Source organism: Neisseria sp. P0014.S009, from assembly GCF_051958155.1.
GTDB lineage: Bacteria > Pseudomonadota > Gammaproteobacteria > Burkholderiales > Neisseriaceae > Neisseria > Neisseria flavescens_C.
Genome location: NZ_JBQCVS010000001.1, coordinates 171,947 through 189,856, shown reverse-complemented (window position 1 = coordinate 189,856; position 17,910 = coordinate 171,947). Strand labels below are relative to the sequence as shown.

15 protein-coding genes are annotated in these 17,910 nt (G+C 47.4%); 9 read left to right on the top strand and 6 right to left on the bottom strand.

Going from position 1 to position 17,910, the window contains the following annotated elements; all coding sequences use genetic code 11:
- Positions 1-88: 88 nt before the first annotated feature.
- From ACTHS4_RS00925 to ACTHS4_RS00915, 3 genes are all read right to left on the bottom strand, one after another.
- Entirely contained in the window at positions 89-250 is a 162-nt protein-coding gene (locus ACTHS4_RS00925) for a hypothetical protein (protein ID WP_039861975.1), read from the bottom strand.
- Between the two features lie 73 nt (positions 251-323).
- The gene (gene recX / locus ACTHS4_RS00920; RefSeq protein ID WP_128580832.1) at positions 324-785 is read right to left on the bottom strand and encodes a recombination regulator RecX; all 462 of its coding nucleotides are present in this window, start codon (positions 783-785) and stop codon (positions 324-326) included.
- Between the two features lie 100 nt (positions 786-885).
- Complete coding sequence (locus ACTHS4_RS00915) at positions 886-1,599, bottom strand: phosphoglycolate phosphatase (RefSeq protein WP_440365378.1); 714 nt, start codon at positions 1,597-1,599, stop codon at positions 886-888.
- Between the two features lie 421 nt (positions 1,600-2,020).
- Between ACTHS4_RS00915 and ACTHS4_RS00910 the strand changes: the two genes are divergently transcribed.
- The 4 genes from ACTHS4_RS00910 to ACTHS4_RS00895 all read left to right on the top strand — a co-directional run bounded on the left by ACTHS4_RS00910 (position 2,021) and on the right by ACTHS4_RS00895 (position 5,684).
- Complete coding sequence (locus tag ACTHS4_RS00910; RefSeq protein WP_440365377.1) at positions 2,021-3,286, top strand: Glu/Leu/Phe/Val family dehydrogenase; 1,266 nt, start codon at positions 2,021-2,023, stop codon at positions 3,284-3,286.
- A 160-nt stretch (positions 3,287-3,446) separates the two neighbouring features.
- The gene (locus ACTHS4_RS00905; protein ID WP_440365375.1) at positions 3,447-4,262 is read left to right on the top strand and encodes an FKBP-type peptidyl-prolyl cis-trans isomerase; all 816 of its coding nucleotides are present in this window, start codon (positions 3,447-3,449) and stop codon (positions 4,260-4,262) included.
- A gap of 96 nt (positions 4,263-4,358) precedes the next feature.
- On the top strand, positions 4,359-4,985 hold the full coding sequence (gene purN / locus ACTHS4_RS00900) for a phosphoribosylglycinamide formyltransferase (RefSeq protein ID WP_440365425.1): 627 nt from the start codon (positions 4,359-4,361) through the stop codon (positions 4,983-4,985).
- Positions 4,986-5,015: 30 nt separating this feature from the next.
- Positions 5,016-5,684, top strand: coding sequence for a DUF3108 domain-containing protein (locus ACTHS4_RS00895; protein WP_440361781.1), 669 nt, complete (start codon positions 5,016-5,018; stop codon positions 5,682-5,684).
- 57 nt (positions 5,685-5,741) lie between these two features.
- Here the strand turns inward: ACTHS4_RS00895 and ACTHS4_RS00890 are convergent, their stop codons facing one another.
- Positions 5,742-7,235, bottom strand: a complete 1,494-nt coding sequence (locus ACTHS4_RS00890; protein ID WP_070713423.1) for an Rne/Rng family ribonuclease — start codon at positions 7,233-7,235, stop codon at positions 5,742-5,744.
- A gap of 237 nt (positions 7,236-7,472) precedes the next feature.
- Between ACTHS4_RS00890 and grxC the strand changes: the two genes are divergently transcribed.
- From grxC to recG, 4 genes are all read left to right on the top strand, one after another.
- Complete coding sequence (gene grxC / locus ACTHS4_RS00885; RefSeq protein WP_003684090.1) at positions 7,473-7,730, top strand: glutaredoxin 3; 258 nt, start codon at positions 7,473-7,475, stop codon at positions 7,728-7,730.
- Positions 7,731-7,751: 21 nt separating this feature from the next.
- Positions 7,752-8,186, top strand: coding sequence for a protein-export chaperone SecB (gene secB, locus ACTHS4_RS00880; RefSeq protein WP_003682271.1), 435 nt, complete (start codon positions 7,752-7,754; stop codon positions 8,184-8,186).
- A 261-nt stretch (positions 8,187-8,447) separates the two neighbouring features.
- The gene (locus ACTHS4_RS00875) at positions 8,448-11,492 is read left to right on the top strand and encodes a TonB-dependent siderophore receptor (RefSeq protein ID WP_440365424.1); all 3,045 of its coding nucleotides are present in this window, start codon (positions 8,448-8,450) and stop codon (positions 11,490-11,492) included.
- Between the two features lie 248 nt (positions 11,493-11,740).
- Positions 11,741-13,780, top strand: a complete 2,040-nt coding sequence (gene recG / locus ACTHS4_RS00870; RefSeq protein ID WP_440365423.1) for an ATP-dependent DNA helicase RecG — start codon at positions 11,741-11,743, stop codon at positions 13,778-13,780.
- A 64-nt stretch (positions 13,781-13,844) separates the two neighbouring features.
- Here the strand turns inward: recG and gdhA are convergent, their stop codons facing one another.
- Positions 13,845-15,179 (bottom strand): NADP-specific glutamate dehydrogenase, encoded by a 1,335-nt coding sequence (gdhA, locus tag ACTHS4_RS00865; RefSeq protein ID WP_049331398.1) that lies wholly within the window; start codon positions 15,177-15,179, stop codon positions 13,845-13,847.
- A gap of 414 nt (positions 15,180-15,593) precedes the next feature.
- On the opposite strand from gdhA, the gene ACTHS4_RS00860 reads away from it, so the two are divergent.
- Positions 15,594-16,388 (top strand): thymidylate synthase, encoded by a 795-nt coding sequence (locus ACTHS4_RS00860; protein ID WP_440365372.1) that lies wholly within the window; start codon positions 15,594-15,596, stop codon positions 16,386-16,388.
- A gap of 59 nt (positions 16,389-16,447) precedes the next feature.
- Here the strand turns inward: ACTHS4_RS00860 and ACTHS4_RS00855 are convergent, their stop codons facing one another.
- Positions 16,448-17,887, bottom strand: coding sequence for a transferrin-binding protein-like solute binding protein (locus ACTHS4_RS00855; RefSeq protein WP_070826544.1), 1,440 nt, complete (start codon positions 17,885-17,887; stop codon positions 16,448-16,450).
- Between the last annotated feature and the right edge of the window lie 23 nt (positions 17,888-17,910).

Sequence of the window (17,910 nt, the reverse complement as noted above, 5' to 3'; positions counted from 1 at the left end):
TCTGAAAGTGTTTTCAGACGGCCTTTTGAGTATGTACAAACAAACTCTGTTAGTTTGTTTTGAAGAAAAATAATGCTTCAGGTTGGATTTAACTTAACCAAAAACGGAAAACCAAGAAGAAAACCAAGGCCAAAACGCCGGCCCAAACCAGCAACATGAATCCGGCTACTGCCTGACCCAAGCGGTAAACAGGATTTTTGCGTTCGTCTTCGAGTAGGGGATTAGGTGTATCGTGCGGTTTGTCGGACATGATGAAGCTCTGATAATTATCGAATAAAAGCGTAAGGGTACGCCGATAGAAGCAAAGATTCAAGTGGGAATGATTATTGATAGAAGTCTTCGTCTTCATTCCACGCGGTTTTTAAGGCCGTCTGAATGGTGTCAGCACCAAAGCCGCGATAGGCAAGGAAACGCGCCTGTTTTTGTTTTTCTTTCAAATCTTGAGCTTCTTGCTTGAATTTTTTACGCAAGACGGAAATAGCGGTTTGCAGCTCGTCCTCCCTGTCGGGTAGGAACTCCCGACAGTCGTCTGCATCGATACCTTGTTGCGCCAAAGCTTGCTTGAGGCGGAGCGTGCCGTAACGGTTGTTCTTGCTGTGAATATAGGCTTCTGCGTAACGTTGGTCGGATTGCCAATTTCGTTCGGCAAATTCGTCCAAAACCTTTTCCAATTCTTCTTCGCTTTCAGCGTGCGGAGCCAGTTTGCGTTTCAAGCCGACACGGCTGACTTCCTGACGAGAAAGAATATCCAAGGCGCGGGCGCGTAAGGTTTTGGGAGGTTTCATGGGGATATGGAAGAGGAGGGAGTTTAACTACATTGAATTAGATTTCAGACGGCCTGATTAGGTGAAAGCACCGAAAAGGCCGTCTGAAAATAAAGCCGAACTATTCTTCGTCTTTGTTCTTTTGTGGTTGTAGATTTTCGTAGATTTCAGGCAGGGCTCGAATCAACAAATCAGGTTTGGTCACTTTGTCTTGAGAGAGTAAGGTCATGTCGCCGTAGCCGAATGTTACGCCGACACTGAAGCAACCGGCCGCTTTGGCGGCAATAATGTCATTTTTGGAGTCGCCCACCATCAGCATATTGGCAACGTCGATGCCCAAAACTTCGGCCGCATGTTGAAGCGGCAATGGGCTGGGTTTTTTCTCAGTCAGGCTGTCTCCGCCGAGAACCAAGCTGAAATAGCCGTCGAGATTGAGCTGCTTCAGCAACTCAGCAGCTAGAATTTCATTTTTATTGGTAATGACAACCAATGGAATACCCAAGGACTTGAGCAGGCCGAGACCGGCTTCGGTTTCAGGGTAGGGGCGGGTAAAGTCGCTCAAGTGTTCGCGATAATATTTCATAAAGAACACAAAACCTTTTTCCCAGATTTCAGGATTGGCTTCTTTTTCACGATCATTGCTAATGACGCGATGAACCAACTTGCTGATGCCGTCGCCGACATAACTTTCAACCGTTTGGGTAGGCAAAACAGGTAAACCCAAGTGCGCACACATGGCTTGGGCTGCTGCGGCCAAATCAGGAACGGAATCACATAAGGTACCGTCCAAATCAAAGGCAACGGCTTGAACGTGTTCTAAAGCAGCAGTGGTCATTGAGTAGCTTTCTGTCATATTATTTAAGCGGTTATTTTAACATTGTTTGCCTGATTTGCCGATGTTTTGCTGATTCTTTAAAGGGATATTTGTTTAAATTGTTAACAATTTTTGCTGGTGTGAGGCTGTTAGCCTATTTGGAATATGGAAGGGATTTTGTCAACAAAAAGGGTGGTTTGGTAGGCATTAAAAAACAAAGGGTTTGTGTGTTTTTTTGAATGGTTTGATGAGCATTTATACTAGGCCGTCTGAAAATTTTTTGGTCGGCATGCCGATATTTTCAGACGGCCTCAAACTAAATTTATATATAAATGAATGGATTTGCTTTTTATCGACTACATGCTATTACATTTTTTTCTGTTTTTGTATATAGTAACAAGTATGGCTCTCGTCTAATCATGTGTATGAAAAGGAAAAATACATGTCCGCATCTGCTGTTAAAGAAACACTGAATCCGTTTGAAATTGCACAAAAACAAGTAAAAATTGCCTGCGATCGCCTGAATGCCGACCCGGCAGTATTTGAAATCTTGAAAAAGCCGCAACGTGTTTTGGAAGTCAACTTCCCTGTCAAACTCGACAACGGTACAGTAGAAAACTTCACCGGCTATCGTTCACAACACAATAATGCCGTCGGCCCTTACAAAGGCGGCGTGCGCTTCCATCCCAATGTAAATCTGGACGAAGTCAAAGCACTGTCTATTTGGATGACCATCAAATGCTGCGTGGCCGGTATTCCTTACGGCGGCGGTAAAGGCGGTATTACTTTGGATCCGCGTAACTATTCCGAAGCGGAATTGGAACGCATTGCTCGCGCTTATTCCGAAGCCATTTCTCCGCTGATCGGCGAGAAAATCGATATTCCTGCCCCTGATGTGAACACCAACGGCAAAATCATGTCTTGGATGGTTGATGCCTATGAAAACGTGGTGAAACATTCCGCGCCGGGCGTATTTACCGGCAAACCGGTTGAGTTTGGCGGCTCCTTGGCGCGTACCGAAGCCACCGGTTATGGTGTAAACTTCGCCGCCGTCCAAGCTTTGGAAAAACTGGGCAAAGACGTGAAGGGTGCCACTTACGCCATTCAAGGTTTCGGTAATGTGGGTTACCACACCGGTTACTATGCACACAAAGCCGGTGCGAAAATCGTTGCTGTATCTACTGTTGACGTTGCCATCTACAATGAAAACGGCTTGGATATGGAAGCAATCATCAAAGAATTCCAAACCAAAGGTTTCATCACCAACGAAGCCAGCTACGGCAAAGAAATCAGCAATGCCGAACTTTTGGCTCTGGAAGTGGACGTACTCGCCCCTTGCGCGCTGGAAAACCAACTGACTTCTGAAAACGCCGGTAAAGTCCGCGCGAAAATCGTGGTTGAAGGCGCAAACGGTCCAACTACTCCGGAAGCTGATGTTATCCTGCGTCAAAACGGCGTATTGGTTGTTCCTGATATTTTGGCAAACTGCGGCGGCGTGGTTGTATCTTATTTTGAATGGGTACAAAACCTGCAAGGTTACTACTGGGAGTTTGACGAAGTTCAAGAGAAAGAAACCGTTGTTCTGCGCCGTGCGTTCCGCGATATCTGGAACTTGGCTCAAGAATACGATGTTGACCTGCGTACCGCTTCTTACATGATGAGTATCCGTCGTGTTGAAAAAGCAATGAAACTGCGCGGCTGGTATTAATCGTTTGACCGATAGTTAAGAGTAGGCCGTTTGAAACTTGTTTTCAGACGGCCTTAATGTTTTTGATAAGAGCCTTTACAAATTTTAATCCACCTTGATTCCATTTCAATCAAACTCAGCTATAATCCCCTTTTTTGACCTTTCCGGAAAAGACATAATCATGAACAAAACTTTCAAATTCAGCGCATTGGCTTTGTCTGCTTTGTTGGCACTGACTGCTTGCAACCAAAAAGACACTGCCGCCAAAGATGCTCCTGCTGCTTCCGCAGCTTCAAATGCGACTGCAGATGCTTCCGCCATCGGTTCTACTGCCCAACAAGCCAGCTACGCAATGGGTGTGGACATCGGCCGTTCATTGAAACAAATGAAAGACCAAGGCACAGAAATCGATTTGAAAGTCTTCACCGAAGCCATGGAAGCCATGTTTGAAGGCAAAGAAGTTAAAATGACTGAAGCCCAAGCTCAGGAAGTGATGATGAAATTCCTGCAAGAGCAACAAGAAAAAGCGGCCGCCAAACGTGCTGAAGATGCCAAAGTAAACTTGGAAAAAGGCGAAGCGTTCTTGAAAGAAAACGCAACTAAAGAAGGCGTGAAAACCAGCGCTTCCGGTCTGCAATACAAAATCACCAAAGAAGGCGAAGGAAAAAAACCGACTAAAGACGACATCGTTACCGTCGAATACGAAGGTCGTCTGATTGATGGTACTGTATTTGACAGCAGCAAAGCCAACGGCGGCCCAGTAAGCTTCCCTGTAAGCCAAGTGATTCCAGGTTGGACTGAAGGTATCCAACTCTTGAAAGAAGGCGGCGAAGCAACATTCTACATCCCTGCGAAATTGGCTTACCGCGAAGTTGGCGCCGGCGATAAAATCGGCCCGAACGCTACTTTGGTATTCGACGTGAAACTGGTTAAAGTCGGCGCGCCTGATGCTGCTGCACAACAACCTGTACAAGTTGACGTACAAAAAGTTCAATAATCCGAATCAAGGCTTACGCCCTTAAACAACGGATAAAAGGCCGTCTGAAAAATTCCGTTTCAGACGGCCTTTGTTCCAAACAAACAAGGAATTATGATGAAAAATATCGTCATCCTTATTTCCGGACGCGGCAGCAATATGCAGGCGATTGTGAATGCCAATATTCCCGATGCCAATATTGCAGCCGTATTGAGCAACAGCGAGACCGCAGCCGGATTGGCATGGGCGGCAGAACGCGGTATTGCCACTGACAGTTTGAACCATAAAAACTTCGACTCGCGTCTGACATTTGATCAGGCCATGATGGAGAAAATCGATGCCTATCAGCCCGATTTGGTTGTATTGGCGGGCTTTATGCGCATTTTGACTCCGGAGTTCTGCGCACATTATGAAAACCGCCTGATCAATATCCATCCGTCCATCCTGCCTTCTTTCACAGGTCTGCATACCCACGAACGCGCATTGGAAGCAGGTTGCCGAGTGGCAGGCTGCACCATCCATTTCGTGACGCCCGAGCTGGATTGCGGCCCGATTATTTCACAAGGCATTGTTCCTATTTTGGACGGCGATACCGCTGACGATGTTGCCGCACGCGTGCTGACGGTTGAACACCAGCTTTTCCCACAAGCCGTTGCTGATTTCGTTGCAGGCCGTCTGAAAATCGAAGGCAACCGCGTTTTGAATGCACAACGTAATGCCGCCGGTCAAAGCATGTTGGCTTAATTAAAACACTATACACACAAGGAAAACATCATGAATCCGATTAAAACAACCTTATTGACACTTTCCCTACTTACAGCCTCCATCGGCGCACAAGCCGCTGAATTGCCGCAATCTGCCGTTTTGCAATACTCAGGCAGCTACGGTATTCCTGCGACCATGACCTTCACACGCAGCGGCAACCAATACAAAATCGTCTCTACCATCAAAGTACCGCTTTACAATATCCGCTTTGAATCAGGCGGCAGCATCAACGGCACGACCCTGCATCCGTCTTACTACAAAGATGTACGCGGCGGTAAATTGTATGCCGAGGCCAAATTCTCCGGCGGCAACATCACTTACGGCAAAGCAGGTGATTTGAAAACCGAAAAATCCGGCCCGGCTATGGACTTGTTCACTTTGGCATGGCAACTGGCCGCCAATGACGTGCGCCTGCCGTCAGATTTGAAAATTACCAACGGTAAAAAACTGTACACTGTCGGCAGCATGAACAAAATCGGTAGCGAAAGCTATAAGCTGAACGGTGGCACAACGCCTGTGAGCAAATATCGCGTCCGCCGCGGCGACGATACCGTTACTTACTCTTTTGCTTCCGATATCGACAATATCCCGGCGCAAATCAGCTATACCGATGACGGCAAAACCTACAACTTGAAACTGACTTCCGTCAAAATCAACGGTAAAGTAGTGAAACCGTAATCTTTATTTGCTCAAACAAGAAGGCCGTCTGAAAAGTTTTCAGACGGCCTTTTATCTTTACAGCAACACAATATCGTATTGTTCCTGCGTGTAGGCGGTTTCGACTGCCAGAGAAATCGGCTTGCCGATAAAGTCTATCAACATCGCCAGCGATTGTGATTCTTCGTCTAGGAATAAGTCGATGACATTTGGAGCGGCCAAAATGCGGAAGGCTTGGACATCGTAGCGGCGCGCTTCGCGGACGATTTCGCGTTGGATTTCGTAGCACACGGTTTGCGGCGTTTTCAGACGGCCTCGGCCTTGGCAGGAAGGGCAGGGTTCGCAGAGGATTTGGCTTAAGTTTTCACGCGAGCGTTTACGGGTCAGTTCGACAAGGCCTAGGCTGGTAAAGCCGTTGAGGGTGACGCGGGTGCGGTCGAAACTGAGGGCTTTGGCAAGCTCTTGCAGGACGGCTTCGCGGTGGACTTCCTGTGCCATATCGATGAAGTCGATGATGATGATGCCGCCGAGATTGCGCAGACGGAGTTCGCGGGCGATGGTGTGGCAGGCTTCGAGGTTGGTGCGGAAGATGGTTTCATCAAAATTGCGCGCGCCGACAAAGCCGCCGGTGTTGACATCGATGGTGGTCATGGCTTCGGTGGACTCGATGATGAGGTAGCTGCCGAAGTTGAGGTTGACGCGCGGTTGCAGGGCGCGGGCGATTTCCTGCTCGATGTTGTGGGTTTCAAATAGGGGGCGTTCGCCTTTAAACAATTCGATTCTGCCCAATGCACCTTGAACGTATTGTTCGGCAAACTGGGTCATGCGGCGGTGGTTTTCGGTGGAATCAACCAGGATTTTGTGCGTATCGAGGCTGAACATATCGCGCAAAACGCGCAGGCTCAATGGCAAATCTTGATACAGTAGGGTTTCGGGCGGTTGGATTTTCGCCTGTTTTTGAATGTGTTCCCACACTTTGGTCAGATAGTTGATGTCTGATTGCAGTTGGTCATCGGAAGCGTTTTCGGCGTTGGTACGGATGATGTAGCCGTGGCAGGCATTTTCGGGCAGCAGGTTGTTGAGGCGCTCCCTCAAACTGCTGCGTTCGGCATCATCCTCGATGCGTTGGGAAATGCCGATGTGGTCTTCTTGCGGAAGATGGACGAGGAAACGGCCGGCCAGTGAGATTTGGGTGGACAGGCGTGCGCCTTTGGTATTGATGGGGTCTTTAATGACCTGAACCAAGACGGACTGGCCTTCAAAGAGCATGTGTTCGATGCGTTGGGTTTCGTCCGGATTGCGGCGTTGTTCGAGGACGTCGACAATATGTAGAAACGCGGCGCGTTCCAAGCCGATATCGATGAACGCGCTTTGCATGCCAGGAAGGACGCGTTTGACGACGCCCAAATAAATATTGCCGACCAAGCTATGGCCGCTGTTGCGCTCGATGTGCAGCTCGCAGATATTGTTCTCTTCCAAAACAGCCACACGCGTTTCTTGCGGCGTGATGTTGACGAGGACAGTTTCGGGCGGACGCACGGCGTCCTTGGGGATGGGGATTCCTGAAAGCATGGGGATACCTGATTTTGAATAGAAAAACTTTTGCGATGTGTTCTTCTCCAAAAAACAAATGGCAAAAGTCATTCTGCGAAAGCGCTTATCATACTTTAATTATGGTTTTTCCGCATCTGCACAAATGTTTATGGCCAAGAGGCCGTCTGAATGTTTTTTACAACCGTACGGCGGGAACACTTGTAAAATAACACCTATGCCCATATAGTCATGAACATTGGTATTTTGGAAGAAATCATGCAAACCGTTACTGTTTATACCGGTCCGTATTGTCCGTACTGCACCATGGCGAAAAGGCTGTTGCAGGCGGTGGGTGTGAAAGAAATCAACGAAATCCGCATCGACGGCAATCCGGAAGTTTTTGCCGAAATGCAGCAGCTTTCCGGCCAGCGCAGCGTGCCGCAGATTTTTATCGGCGACACCCATGTCGGTGGCTTTACCGATTTGTACCGCTTGCAGCAGGAAGGCAAGCTGGACGAATTACTGAATCCTTAACCCTTAACTTAGGAAAATAAAATGAGCGAAGAATTGCAACCCGTATTCAGCGTTGAGCGTCTGTATGTAAAAGACTTGTCTTTGGAAGTGCCTCACGCACCACAAATCTTCTTGGAACAAGGTGAGCCTGAAGTCGATATGCGCGTTTCTACCGGCAACACTAAACTGGAAGACGGCTTCTACAGCGTTGACGTTACCGTGACCGTAACTGCCAAACTGAACGAAGAGCGCACCATGTTCTTGAACGAAGTTACCCAAAGCGGCATCTTCCGTCTGGAAAACATTCCTGAAGAAGACGTACAACTGCTGTTGGGCGTTGCTTGTCCAAACATCCTGTTCCCTTACGCACGCGAAGCCATTTCCAACAGCGTAACCCGCGCCGGCTTCCCACCTGTACTGCTTGCTCCGATCAACTTCGAAGCAATCTACCAAGAGCAACAGGGAGCTAACGCTTAATCGCGTTATACCTAAATTAAGGCCGTCTGAAACATTGCGTTCAGACGGCCTTTTTTTATTTGAAAATTAGGATATAAGAAAAATCTATAATAAAAAAAAGTTCATATATTAATGTAATAAGTATATAATGATATCGCTTATCATTACGATAATATTTTTAATTTTATAGGTTTATATACCATTTAAAATCAATGAATTAGAATTTTATCCAGTAAGTAGATTCTATTAATTAAGGAAATAGTTGTGAAACCTGATTTTCAAATGAAAACAATTTGTTTGTTATTAGTGCTGCCTTGCCAAACTGTTTTTGCAGATACGGGACATCAAGAAGTGGAACATGTAGACATGGATACGGTCAAGGTCAGTGGCAAACGGCAGGCACAAAGGAATACTGAGCGCAGTCAGTCTTATACAATCGGAACGATGGCAACGGCGACTGGGTTGCGTATTTCAGGCAAGGATACGCCGCAGTCGGTGAGCGTAATGACGCGTCGGCAGCTAGATGATAAAGCAATATATTCTTTAGAAGATGCAATGAAAAACACTACGGGAATCAATGTGGTTCGCGATTCGGGCCTACAAACTCGTTTTTTGTCTCGCGGTTTCTATGTTGATCAGATTGGTGAAGACGGTATTACCACTAATGTGTCTGGACGTTCGGGCTATACGGCAAAAATCGATGTTTCACCAAGTACAGACCTGGCTGTTTATGATCACATTGAGGTTGTCAGAGGTGCAACCGGTCTTACTCAGTCCAATTCTGAACCGGGTGGAACTATTAATTTAATCCGTAAGCGGCCAACAGCTCTGTTTAAGCATACAGGTGAAATCAGCACTGACCATAGGGGCAGCAAGCGTTTGGCTTTGGATGTATCTGGAAGCTTGAATAATGAACATACGGTACGCGGTAGGCTGGTTGGTGTTCATGAGGACCACCGCTCTTTTAAAGAGGGTGTATGGAACAAGAAAGACATGGTTTATGGTGTGATTGATGCGGATTTGAGTGATAACAGTATGCTGACTTTGGGTGGTACTTATCAGAAAAATAAAGATATTCCCGATTTTGCCGGCGTGATTTTACCTTGTGAGGATCAAAAAATTGCGGCCTTCAGCTCCAGTCCTGCTTGTAACAATCCTTTGAAATTGCCACGTAATACTTATTTGGGTGAAACCTCATGGTCACGCCTGAATGCTGATAAATACAATATTTTTTCCGGTTTCAAACATGTCTTTGACAATGGATGGCAACTTAATGCCGAAATTTCTTATACGCGTAACGATTCAGATGCCAAAGTCGGACAATTTTTTCTGAAAAACGAACACGCGGCAGGTATTTCAGCATCTGCGGCAACGGGTTTCTTAACCGAAAAGGGGGAGGTTATTCCTTTTGAGCCTAAAGACAAGGCGTTGGCAAAATTAAAAGAATATCGTGATGGCGTCACGAAAACATATGAAGAGAAAAAAGCAGATTACGTTGCCCATCATTTCGATGCATCTGCTTTTGAACAATATCGCTCTCAAAGGGCGACAGCACGTCGGGCAGGTTTTGATCAATGTATGCAGGACATTGGTTTGGATTTCCTGTGCAACGACTGGCAGGATCCGGGTGTAGAAGTAGATAAAAAAGAGTTTGTTGATAAGGAGCTTGCAAAGCAAGGCATTATTAACAATGCAGCAGGCCTGTTTCCCAACCGTCTATACGACTCAGCATACAATCTTCGCCACACATACAACCGCCGTTACAACTTCATGCCGTTGCACTATACCAAACACGATGTGCAATGGGGCTTTAAGCTGGATCTGACAGGTAACTATCGCCTGCTTGGACGTGAACATGATTTCTTTGTTGGCTATGCGTATAACAATGAAAAAATCCGTTCTGCTTATACAGAAATCTATCAAAACCGTTATTTTGTCCGTCCTCAAGGTTATGCAGGTGCAGGCAGTTGCGGCATTCATCCCGATGGTCCGGAGCGTAATCCTTTAGAAAAAGGCATTGTCGAACCAGATTGGCATATTTATAACGAAAAAGGTAATAACAAAATCTATGTGCCGGAATGTAGTGGCGCGCATGTTACCAAATATACTCCCCGTTTGGATGCAGAGGGTAAGCCTGTCTGGACAGTCAACGACAATGGTGAGCGCGTAATGGTGCAAGATCCTGTTTACGAATTGGATGCAAATGGAAACAAAATACAGGAGCGGGATGAAGAGGGAAATTTGAAATGGGCAAACCAATATCTGAAAACGCCGCTGTGGAAAACTGTTCAGGTTGCAGATGATCATGTTCCGGCGTTATACAATTATTCGAAATACCTTAACACGAATAAAACACATTCTTTGACTTTCAGTACCCGCTTTAATGCAACCAACCGCCTACATCTCTTGGGCGGTATACACTATACGCGTTATGAAACCGCACAAGCCAAAGAAATGCCTGTACGCTACGGCCAGCCTGCTACGGCATTTCAAACTGAGAGTAGTAACAAAATCGACAAAGAACACTACACCTCAAAAATGCAAAGTCATAGGTTCACGCCATATGCAGGCATTACCTACGACCTGACACCGCAACAAAGCTTGTATGCCAGCTATACTAAGATTTTTAAACAACAGGATAACGTTGATGTAACCAGCAAATCCGTTCTTCCACCACTCATCGGGACTAACTATGAAATAGGTTGGAAAGGGTCGTTCTTGCAAGGCCGTCTGAATGCTTCGCTTGCCTTATTTGTTTTACAGCAGAAAAACCGAACCGTTGTCGATTTCGGATTTGTTCCCGATACTAGTCGTAACGGAGGTTCATTCCAAACCATCGCTAAACCTGTGGGTAAGGTTAAGAGCAGCGGTGCAGAACTTGAATTGGCTGGCGAATTGTCGGAAAACTGGCGTATTTTTGTTGGCTACACATATAACAAAAGTAAGTATAAAAATGCTGCAGAAGTCAACGCGGAGCGGTTGGAGAAAAACACGACTGCCGATCCGTATAACTTCAGTAACTTCACGCCGGTACATATGTTCCGCCTCGGTACAAGCTACCGCTTGCCTCAAACTAAGTTGACCTTGGGTGGCGGAATATCCGCGCAAAGTCGCACAAGTAGCCTTTACAATATTCGCCAAGGAGGCTACGGACTTATAGATGGCTTTGTTCAATATGACTTTCACAAACGCGGCAGAATTAGCCTGATAGGAACGAACCTGGCTGACAGGACGTATTTTGAAAACAACTACAACCGTACGCGAGGTCAAAACAATTTCTATGGCGAACCGCGGACAGTCAAATTGAAATTGGATTGGCATTTTTAGGAGAATGGATAATGATTGGGTATGTAAACATTATTGGCTAAATTCCTGATAAAAGTATGGGTTGAACATCCTTCTTTTTTGAAAGCTGTTTACTAACAATGGCTGAAGTTGATTCGATAGCCGGCGTGTTTTCAAATATTCATTTGTTTCAAGTATTCAGCTTTGAAGGCCGTCTGAAACATTGCGTTCAGACGGCCTTTTTGTTTTCGGATAAAATACAGCAAACTTTCAATCAGCTGCCTTTTAAGATGACACCCGAAACCCAAAAACAGCTCAAAATCACCGATGTTTCCGCCAAGAAACTCGACAAACTCAACCTCCATACCGCATGGGATTTGGTGTTGCACCTGCCGTTGCGTTATGAGGACGAGACGCACATTATGCCGATTAAGGATGCACCGATCGGGGTGCCGTGTCAGGTCGAGGGCGAAGTCATTCATCAGGAAGTGACATTTAAACCGCGCAAGCAGCTGATTGTCCAAATCGCCGATGGTTCTGGCAGCGTTCTTTTTCTGCGCTTCATCCACTTTTATGCCAGCAACCAGAAACAGATGGCGGTCGGCAAACGCATCCGCGCCGTGGGCGAAATCAAACACGGGTTTCATGGCGACGAGATGATTCACCCTAAAATCCGTGATGCCGAGAGCAGTGGTTTGGCGGAAAGCCTTACGCCGATTTATCCGACCGTAAACGGTTTAAATCAACCCACTTTGCGCCGTATTATTCAGACGGCGTTGGATGTTACGTCGCTGCACGACACGCTGTCCGATGCCTTATTGGGTCGTCTGAAACTGCCACACCTCGCCGAAAGCCTGCGCCTTTTGCATTCGCCGCCGCCGAGCTTCACCATCCACCAGCTTTCCGACGGCGCGCTTCCTGCATGGCAGCGGCTCAAATTCGACGAACTTTTGGCGCAACAGCTTTCCATGCGCTTGGCGCGGCAGAAGCGCGTCAGCGGCACGGCGGCGGCATTGGGCGGCGACGGCACGTTGACCCAAGCCCTGCGCCACGCTTTGCCGTTTGCCCTGACCGATGCACAAGAAAAAGTCGTATCCGAAATTTGCCGCGATATGGCGCAAACCCACCCCATGCACCGCCTGTTACAAGGCGATGTCGGTAGCGGCAAAACCATTGTGGCTGCTTTGTCTGCTTTGACAGCTATCGAATCTGGTGCGCAGGTGGCTGTAATGGCGCCGACCGAAATCCTTGCCGAACAGCACTTCATCAAGTTCAAACAATGGCTTGAGCCGTTAGGGCTTGAAGTTGTTTGGCTCTCCGGCAGCCAGCGCAAAAAAGCCAAAGATGAGGCCAAAGCCAAACTGGCCGACGGCACAGTCAAAATCGCCGTCGGCACGCACGCCCTGTTTTCAGACGACGTCGAGTTCCAAAATCTGGGCTTGGTGATTGTGGACGAACAACACCGGTTCGGCGTTGCCCAACGTCTCGCCCTCAAAAACAAAGGGCGCGACGTCCACCAGTTGATGATGTCCGCCACGCCCATCCCGCGCACGCTTGCCATGAGTTTTTTCGCCGACTTGGACGTGTCCGTCATCGACGAATTGCCGCCCGGTCGTACCCCGATTAAAACCCGCCTCGTCAATAATGTCCGCCGCGCCGAAGTCGAAGGCTTCGTCCTCAACATCTGTCGCAAAGGACAGCAGGCATACTGGGTCTGTCCGCTGATTGAAGAAAGCGAAACCCTGCAACTGCAAACCGCCACCGAAACCCTCGAGCAACTTCAGACGGCCTTACCCGAACTCAGTATCGGCTTGGTACACGGGCGTATGAAGGCCGCCGAAAAAGCCGAAGTCATGGCGGAATTTGCCGCAGGCCGTCTGAACGTCTTAGTCGCCACCACCGTCATCGAAGTCGGCGTAGATGTGCCCAACGCCGCCCTGATGGTGATCGAACACGCCGAGCGCATGGGCTTGGCGCAGCTGCACCAATTACGCGGTCGGGTAGGGCGCGGTGCGGCAGAAAGCGTGTGCGTCCTCCTGTTTGCCGAGCCCTTGAGCGAACTCGCCAAAGCGCGGCTAAAAGTCATCTACGAACACACCGACGGCTTTGAAATCGCCCGCCAAGACCTCAACATCCGCGGCCCCGGCGAATTTCTTGGTGCGCGTCAAAGCGGCGTTCCCATGCTACGTTTCGCCAACCTTGAAGAAGACTTACACCTTTTAGAACAAGCGCGCGAAATCGCCCCTTTGCTGATTGAACAAAACCCTGAAATCGTTGAAGCGCATTTGGCAAGATGGCTTTCCAGCAGGGAAGGTTATTTGGGCGTATAAAATTTGCATGAAAAGAAAAAGGCCGTCTGAAAACAGATGGCCTTTGGTTTGGCTGGATAGGGGTTTAGAAACCTTGCGCCAACATGGCATCGGCAACTTTGACGAAACCGGCAATGTTCGCACCATTGACGTAGTTCACTTTGTCGCCGACTTTGCCGTATTTCAGGCAGGATTCGTGGATGTTGTGCATGATGTCAAACAGGCGGCTGTCCACTTCTTCGCGTGTCCAAGACAGGCGGATGGCGTTTTGACTCATTTCCAAACCTGAAGTTGCTACGCCACCGGCGTTGGAGGCTTTGCCCGGAGCGTAGAGGATGCCGGCTTTGATAAATTGTTCGACTGCGCCCAAAGTTGACGGCATGTTCGCACCTTCGGCAACCACATAGCAACCGTTTGCCAGCAGGATTTTGGCAGCGTCTGCGTCCAATTCGTTTTGGGTGGCGCAAGGCAGGGCGACTTCGGCCGCGATGTTCCACGGTTTTTGGTTTTCAAAGTATTGCAGGCCTTGTTCTTTGGCGTAAGTGGCCACGCGTTCGCGGCGTACTTCTTTCAGCTCGATCAAAGCGGCCAGTTGCGCTTCGGTCATACCGCTGTCAGGGAAGAGGACAAAGCCGTTGGAGTCGGAAACGGTCAATACTTTTGCACCCAGTTGGATGGCTTTTTCGGCAGCGTATTGCGCTACGTTGCCGGAGCCGGAAATCAACACGCGTTTGCCTTCGATGCTGTCGTTGCGGGTTTCCAACATGGCTTGGGCAAAATATACGCAGCCGTAGCCGGTGGCTTCAGGGCGAATCAGGCTGCCGCCCCATTCGAGGCCTTTGCCGGTCAGGACGGAAGCAAATTCGTTGCGGATTTTTTTGTATTGGCCGAACAGATAGCCGATTTCGCGGCCGCCTACGCCGATATCGCCGGCAGGGACGTCGGTGTCGGCGCCGATGTGACGGTAGAGTTCGGTCATAAAGGCTTGGCAGAAGCGCATTACTTCGGCATCGGATTTGCCTTTAGGATCAAAGTCGGAACCGCCTTTGCCGCCGCCCATAGGCAGGGTGGTCAGCGCGTTTTTGAAGACTTGTTCAAAAGCAAGGAATTTCAACACGCCCAAATCGACGGTAGGGTGGAAGCGCAAGCCGCCTTTGTAAGGGCCGATGGCGGAGCTCATTTGAATGCGGTAGCCGCGGTTGACTTGGACTTGGCCTTTGTCGTCCATCCAAGTAACGCGGAACATAATCACGCGCTCCGGTTCAACAATACGCTCAAGCAGGCTTTGTTGGGTGTATTTTGGGTTTTTTGCTAAAAACGGATCCAAACTCATGAACACTTCTTCAACAGCTTGATGGAAGGGTTCTTGGTTGGGGTTGCGTTGTTTGAGATTGGTAAATAGAGTGTTCAGGTCGGTCATTTTTCTACTCCTATTGAGTGAGATATTTCAATATTTATGTTTTGAAATATAGCCGTAAAAATTTTACTTGCCAAGAAAAATTTTATCTAGATTGTTGACATTATTTTTTTACCAATTTGTAAAAATAGAATTATATTTCAAATTTAACAAAAAATATTCAAATATATTTTGCAAAATAAATTAAATTAAAAATAAAATTCTAATCATTTAAATTGGAAAATACTGAAAATTTTTTTGTAAAAATTTCATTCAGCTCAAAAATTTGTGCAAATTAGCGCTGAATTGTCAACATTGTTAATGAGTGTATTACGCGAATATGGGGAAGATTGCCCCATTGAAGACAGAGAGGCAGGCCGTCTGAAAATTCGGTACAATACACACGAAATTCCCACAACACATACATTAAGGAAACACATGAAAGCCTATCACGACCTTATGCACCATGTTCTCGACAATGGTATCGACAAATCCGACCGTACCGGCACCGGCACGCGTTCCGTGTTCGGTTACCAAATGCGTTTTGATTTGAGTGAAGGCTTTCCGCTGTTAACCACCAAGAAACTGCATCTGCGCTCGATTATTCATGAGCTGCTTTGGTTTCTCAAAGGCGATACCAACATCAAATACCTGAAAGAGAACAATGTTTCCATTTGGGATGAATGGGCGGATGAAAACGGCGATTTAGGCCCGGTTTACGGCTACCAATGGCGCAGCTGGCCCGCACCCGACGGTCGCCATATCGACCAAATTGCCAATGTGGTGGAACAAATCAAGAAAAATCCCGACTCGCGCCGCCTGATTGTGTCCGCATGGAATCCAGCTTTGGTCGATGAAATGGCCTTGCCGCCTTGCCACGCACTGTTTCAGTTTTACGTTGCCAACGGCAAACTGTCCTGCCAGCTTTACCAACGCAGCGCCGATATTTTCCTTGGCGTACCGTTCAACATCGCCAGCTACGCATTATTGACCATGATGATGGCGCAAGTGTGCGGACTGGAAGCCGGTGAATTTATCCATACGTTTGGCGATGCGCATTTGTACAGCAACCATATCGAGCAGGCCCGACTGCAATTAAGCCGCGATTTCCGAAGCCTGCCGACCATGAAAATCAACCCTGAAGTCAAAGACTTGTTTGAATTTAAATTTGAAGACTTTGAATTGGAAGGCTACGATCCGCATCCGCACATCAAAGCAGCCGTATCGGTGTAATCCAAATTAAAAATAAAAAGGCCGTCTGAAACTTCAGACGGCCTTTTGTTTAGGCAGGTTTATTGACGTTTCGCGCCATAGCCACCGATTAAGTGTTCGGTTGCATCTTTGTTTTTCAAGCCGTAAGTGCCGCCAATTTCTGCAGCATTGGGGCCGTAGAATTTGCCGTTCAGGTTGCCGCTTAACTTGTCATCGGCCGTGCTGACTTTACCGGAGAAGAGGTTGCCGTCTTTCCAGCTTGCCGTACCTTTGAAATCGTAGTTTTTATCTGCTTTGGATACGCGCTTATCATTTTCCAAAGTATGGAAGTGTGAGTTTGATGTTTCAAAACGGACACCTTTGAGGCCGAAATCAACGATAGCCATGACATTGGAAGTCAACTGACGATTGTTCTTGTCGGTAACCACATAGGCAGTGGAAATACCTTTGTAGGTGGCTGTACCTTTTGCAGGCAGGGTAGTGAAGACAGTCTCATCACCCAAGCTTTGGTAGCCTTGGTATACATGTCCTTTAGGGTCGGTGTAATGCGCGAAGGTTTGATATGTCCAGCCGGCTGCGGAAGGATCATGCAACACAATCTGGGTGCCATCGCCAAAATTGATGACATAGACACCGTCGAATTGTTTGTCGAAAACTAAGCCATCTTGGTCTGGACGGAAATAGGCTAGATTATTGCTGGCTTTTTCATTCATTTCTGCTAGTTTAGCCCGAACTTCGAGATTTTTAGCGTATAAAGTATTTAATTCTTCAATCTTTGCTTTGATCTCAGTTACTTTTTTATTGTTAACTGGACCGGCTTCTGGATTTTCTTCTTTTTCAAGTTTTTCTTGTTCAGCTTTTAACTTTTTAGAAATTTCAACAATATTGTCATCCAAAGTTGATTTACCGTATGCAAATTTGGTATTTTTCTCTTTGCCCGTTTGTTCGCTGACATCAGTTTGAGTATTTCCTTTTGAATATACTTTGGCAATAACAGAAGCGGAACTTGTCCATGTAGGTTGGGTTGCGCTGCCATCAGAGGTCTTATTAAATAACACAACGCCGTCCATTTTGACTTCATCATTGTTGTTAAAGTCAATAGAGCTGATCAGGCCATTTTGGTTGCGGTCTTGATTGTCTGTTTGGAACATTTTGCCTGCGGCATCTTTGCGGATTTGTACGTTAGGGTTGGATTGTTGTGCACCTTTGGAAGATATGAAATGTGTGTGCAAAGGCTGGGTAACGTTGGCCGGATCGATTGGAGCTTCATCGGTCAGTTCGGCAAGGTTGTCGGCACTGTTAGTAAGCGTAGTAGACGGCGCTTTCGGAGTGTTGGCATTGCTGTTATTGTTGGTAGGATTACCATTGTTGCCAGCAGAGTTGCCGGTATTATTGGTAGGAGTCGCGCCGGTGCTTAAAGCAGATGAACCGCCGCCTCCGCCACCACCGCATGCGGACAAGATGGCTGCGCTGATGGCTGTAAAAACGATGGTTTTAAGTTTGGTTTGGATGTTTGACATGAGATTCCCTGTATAGTTATTCG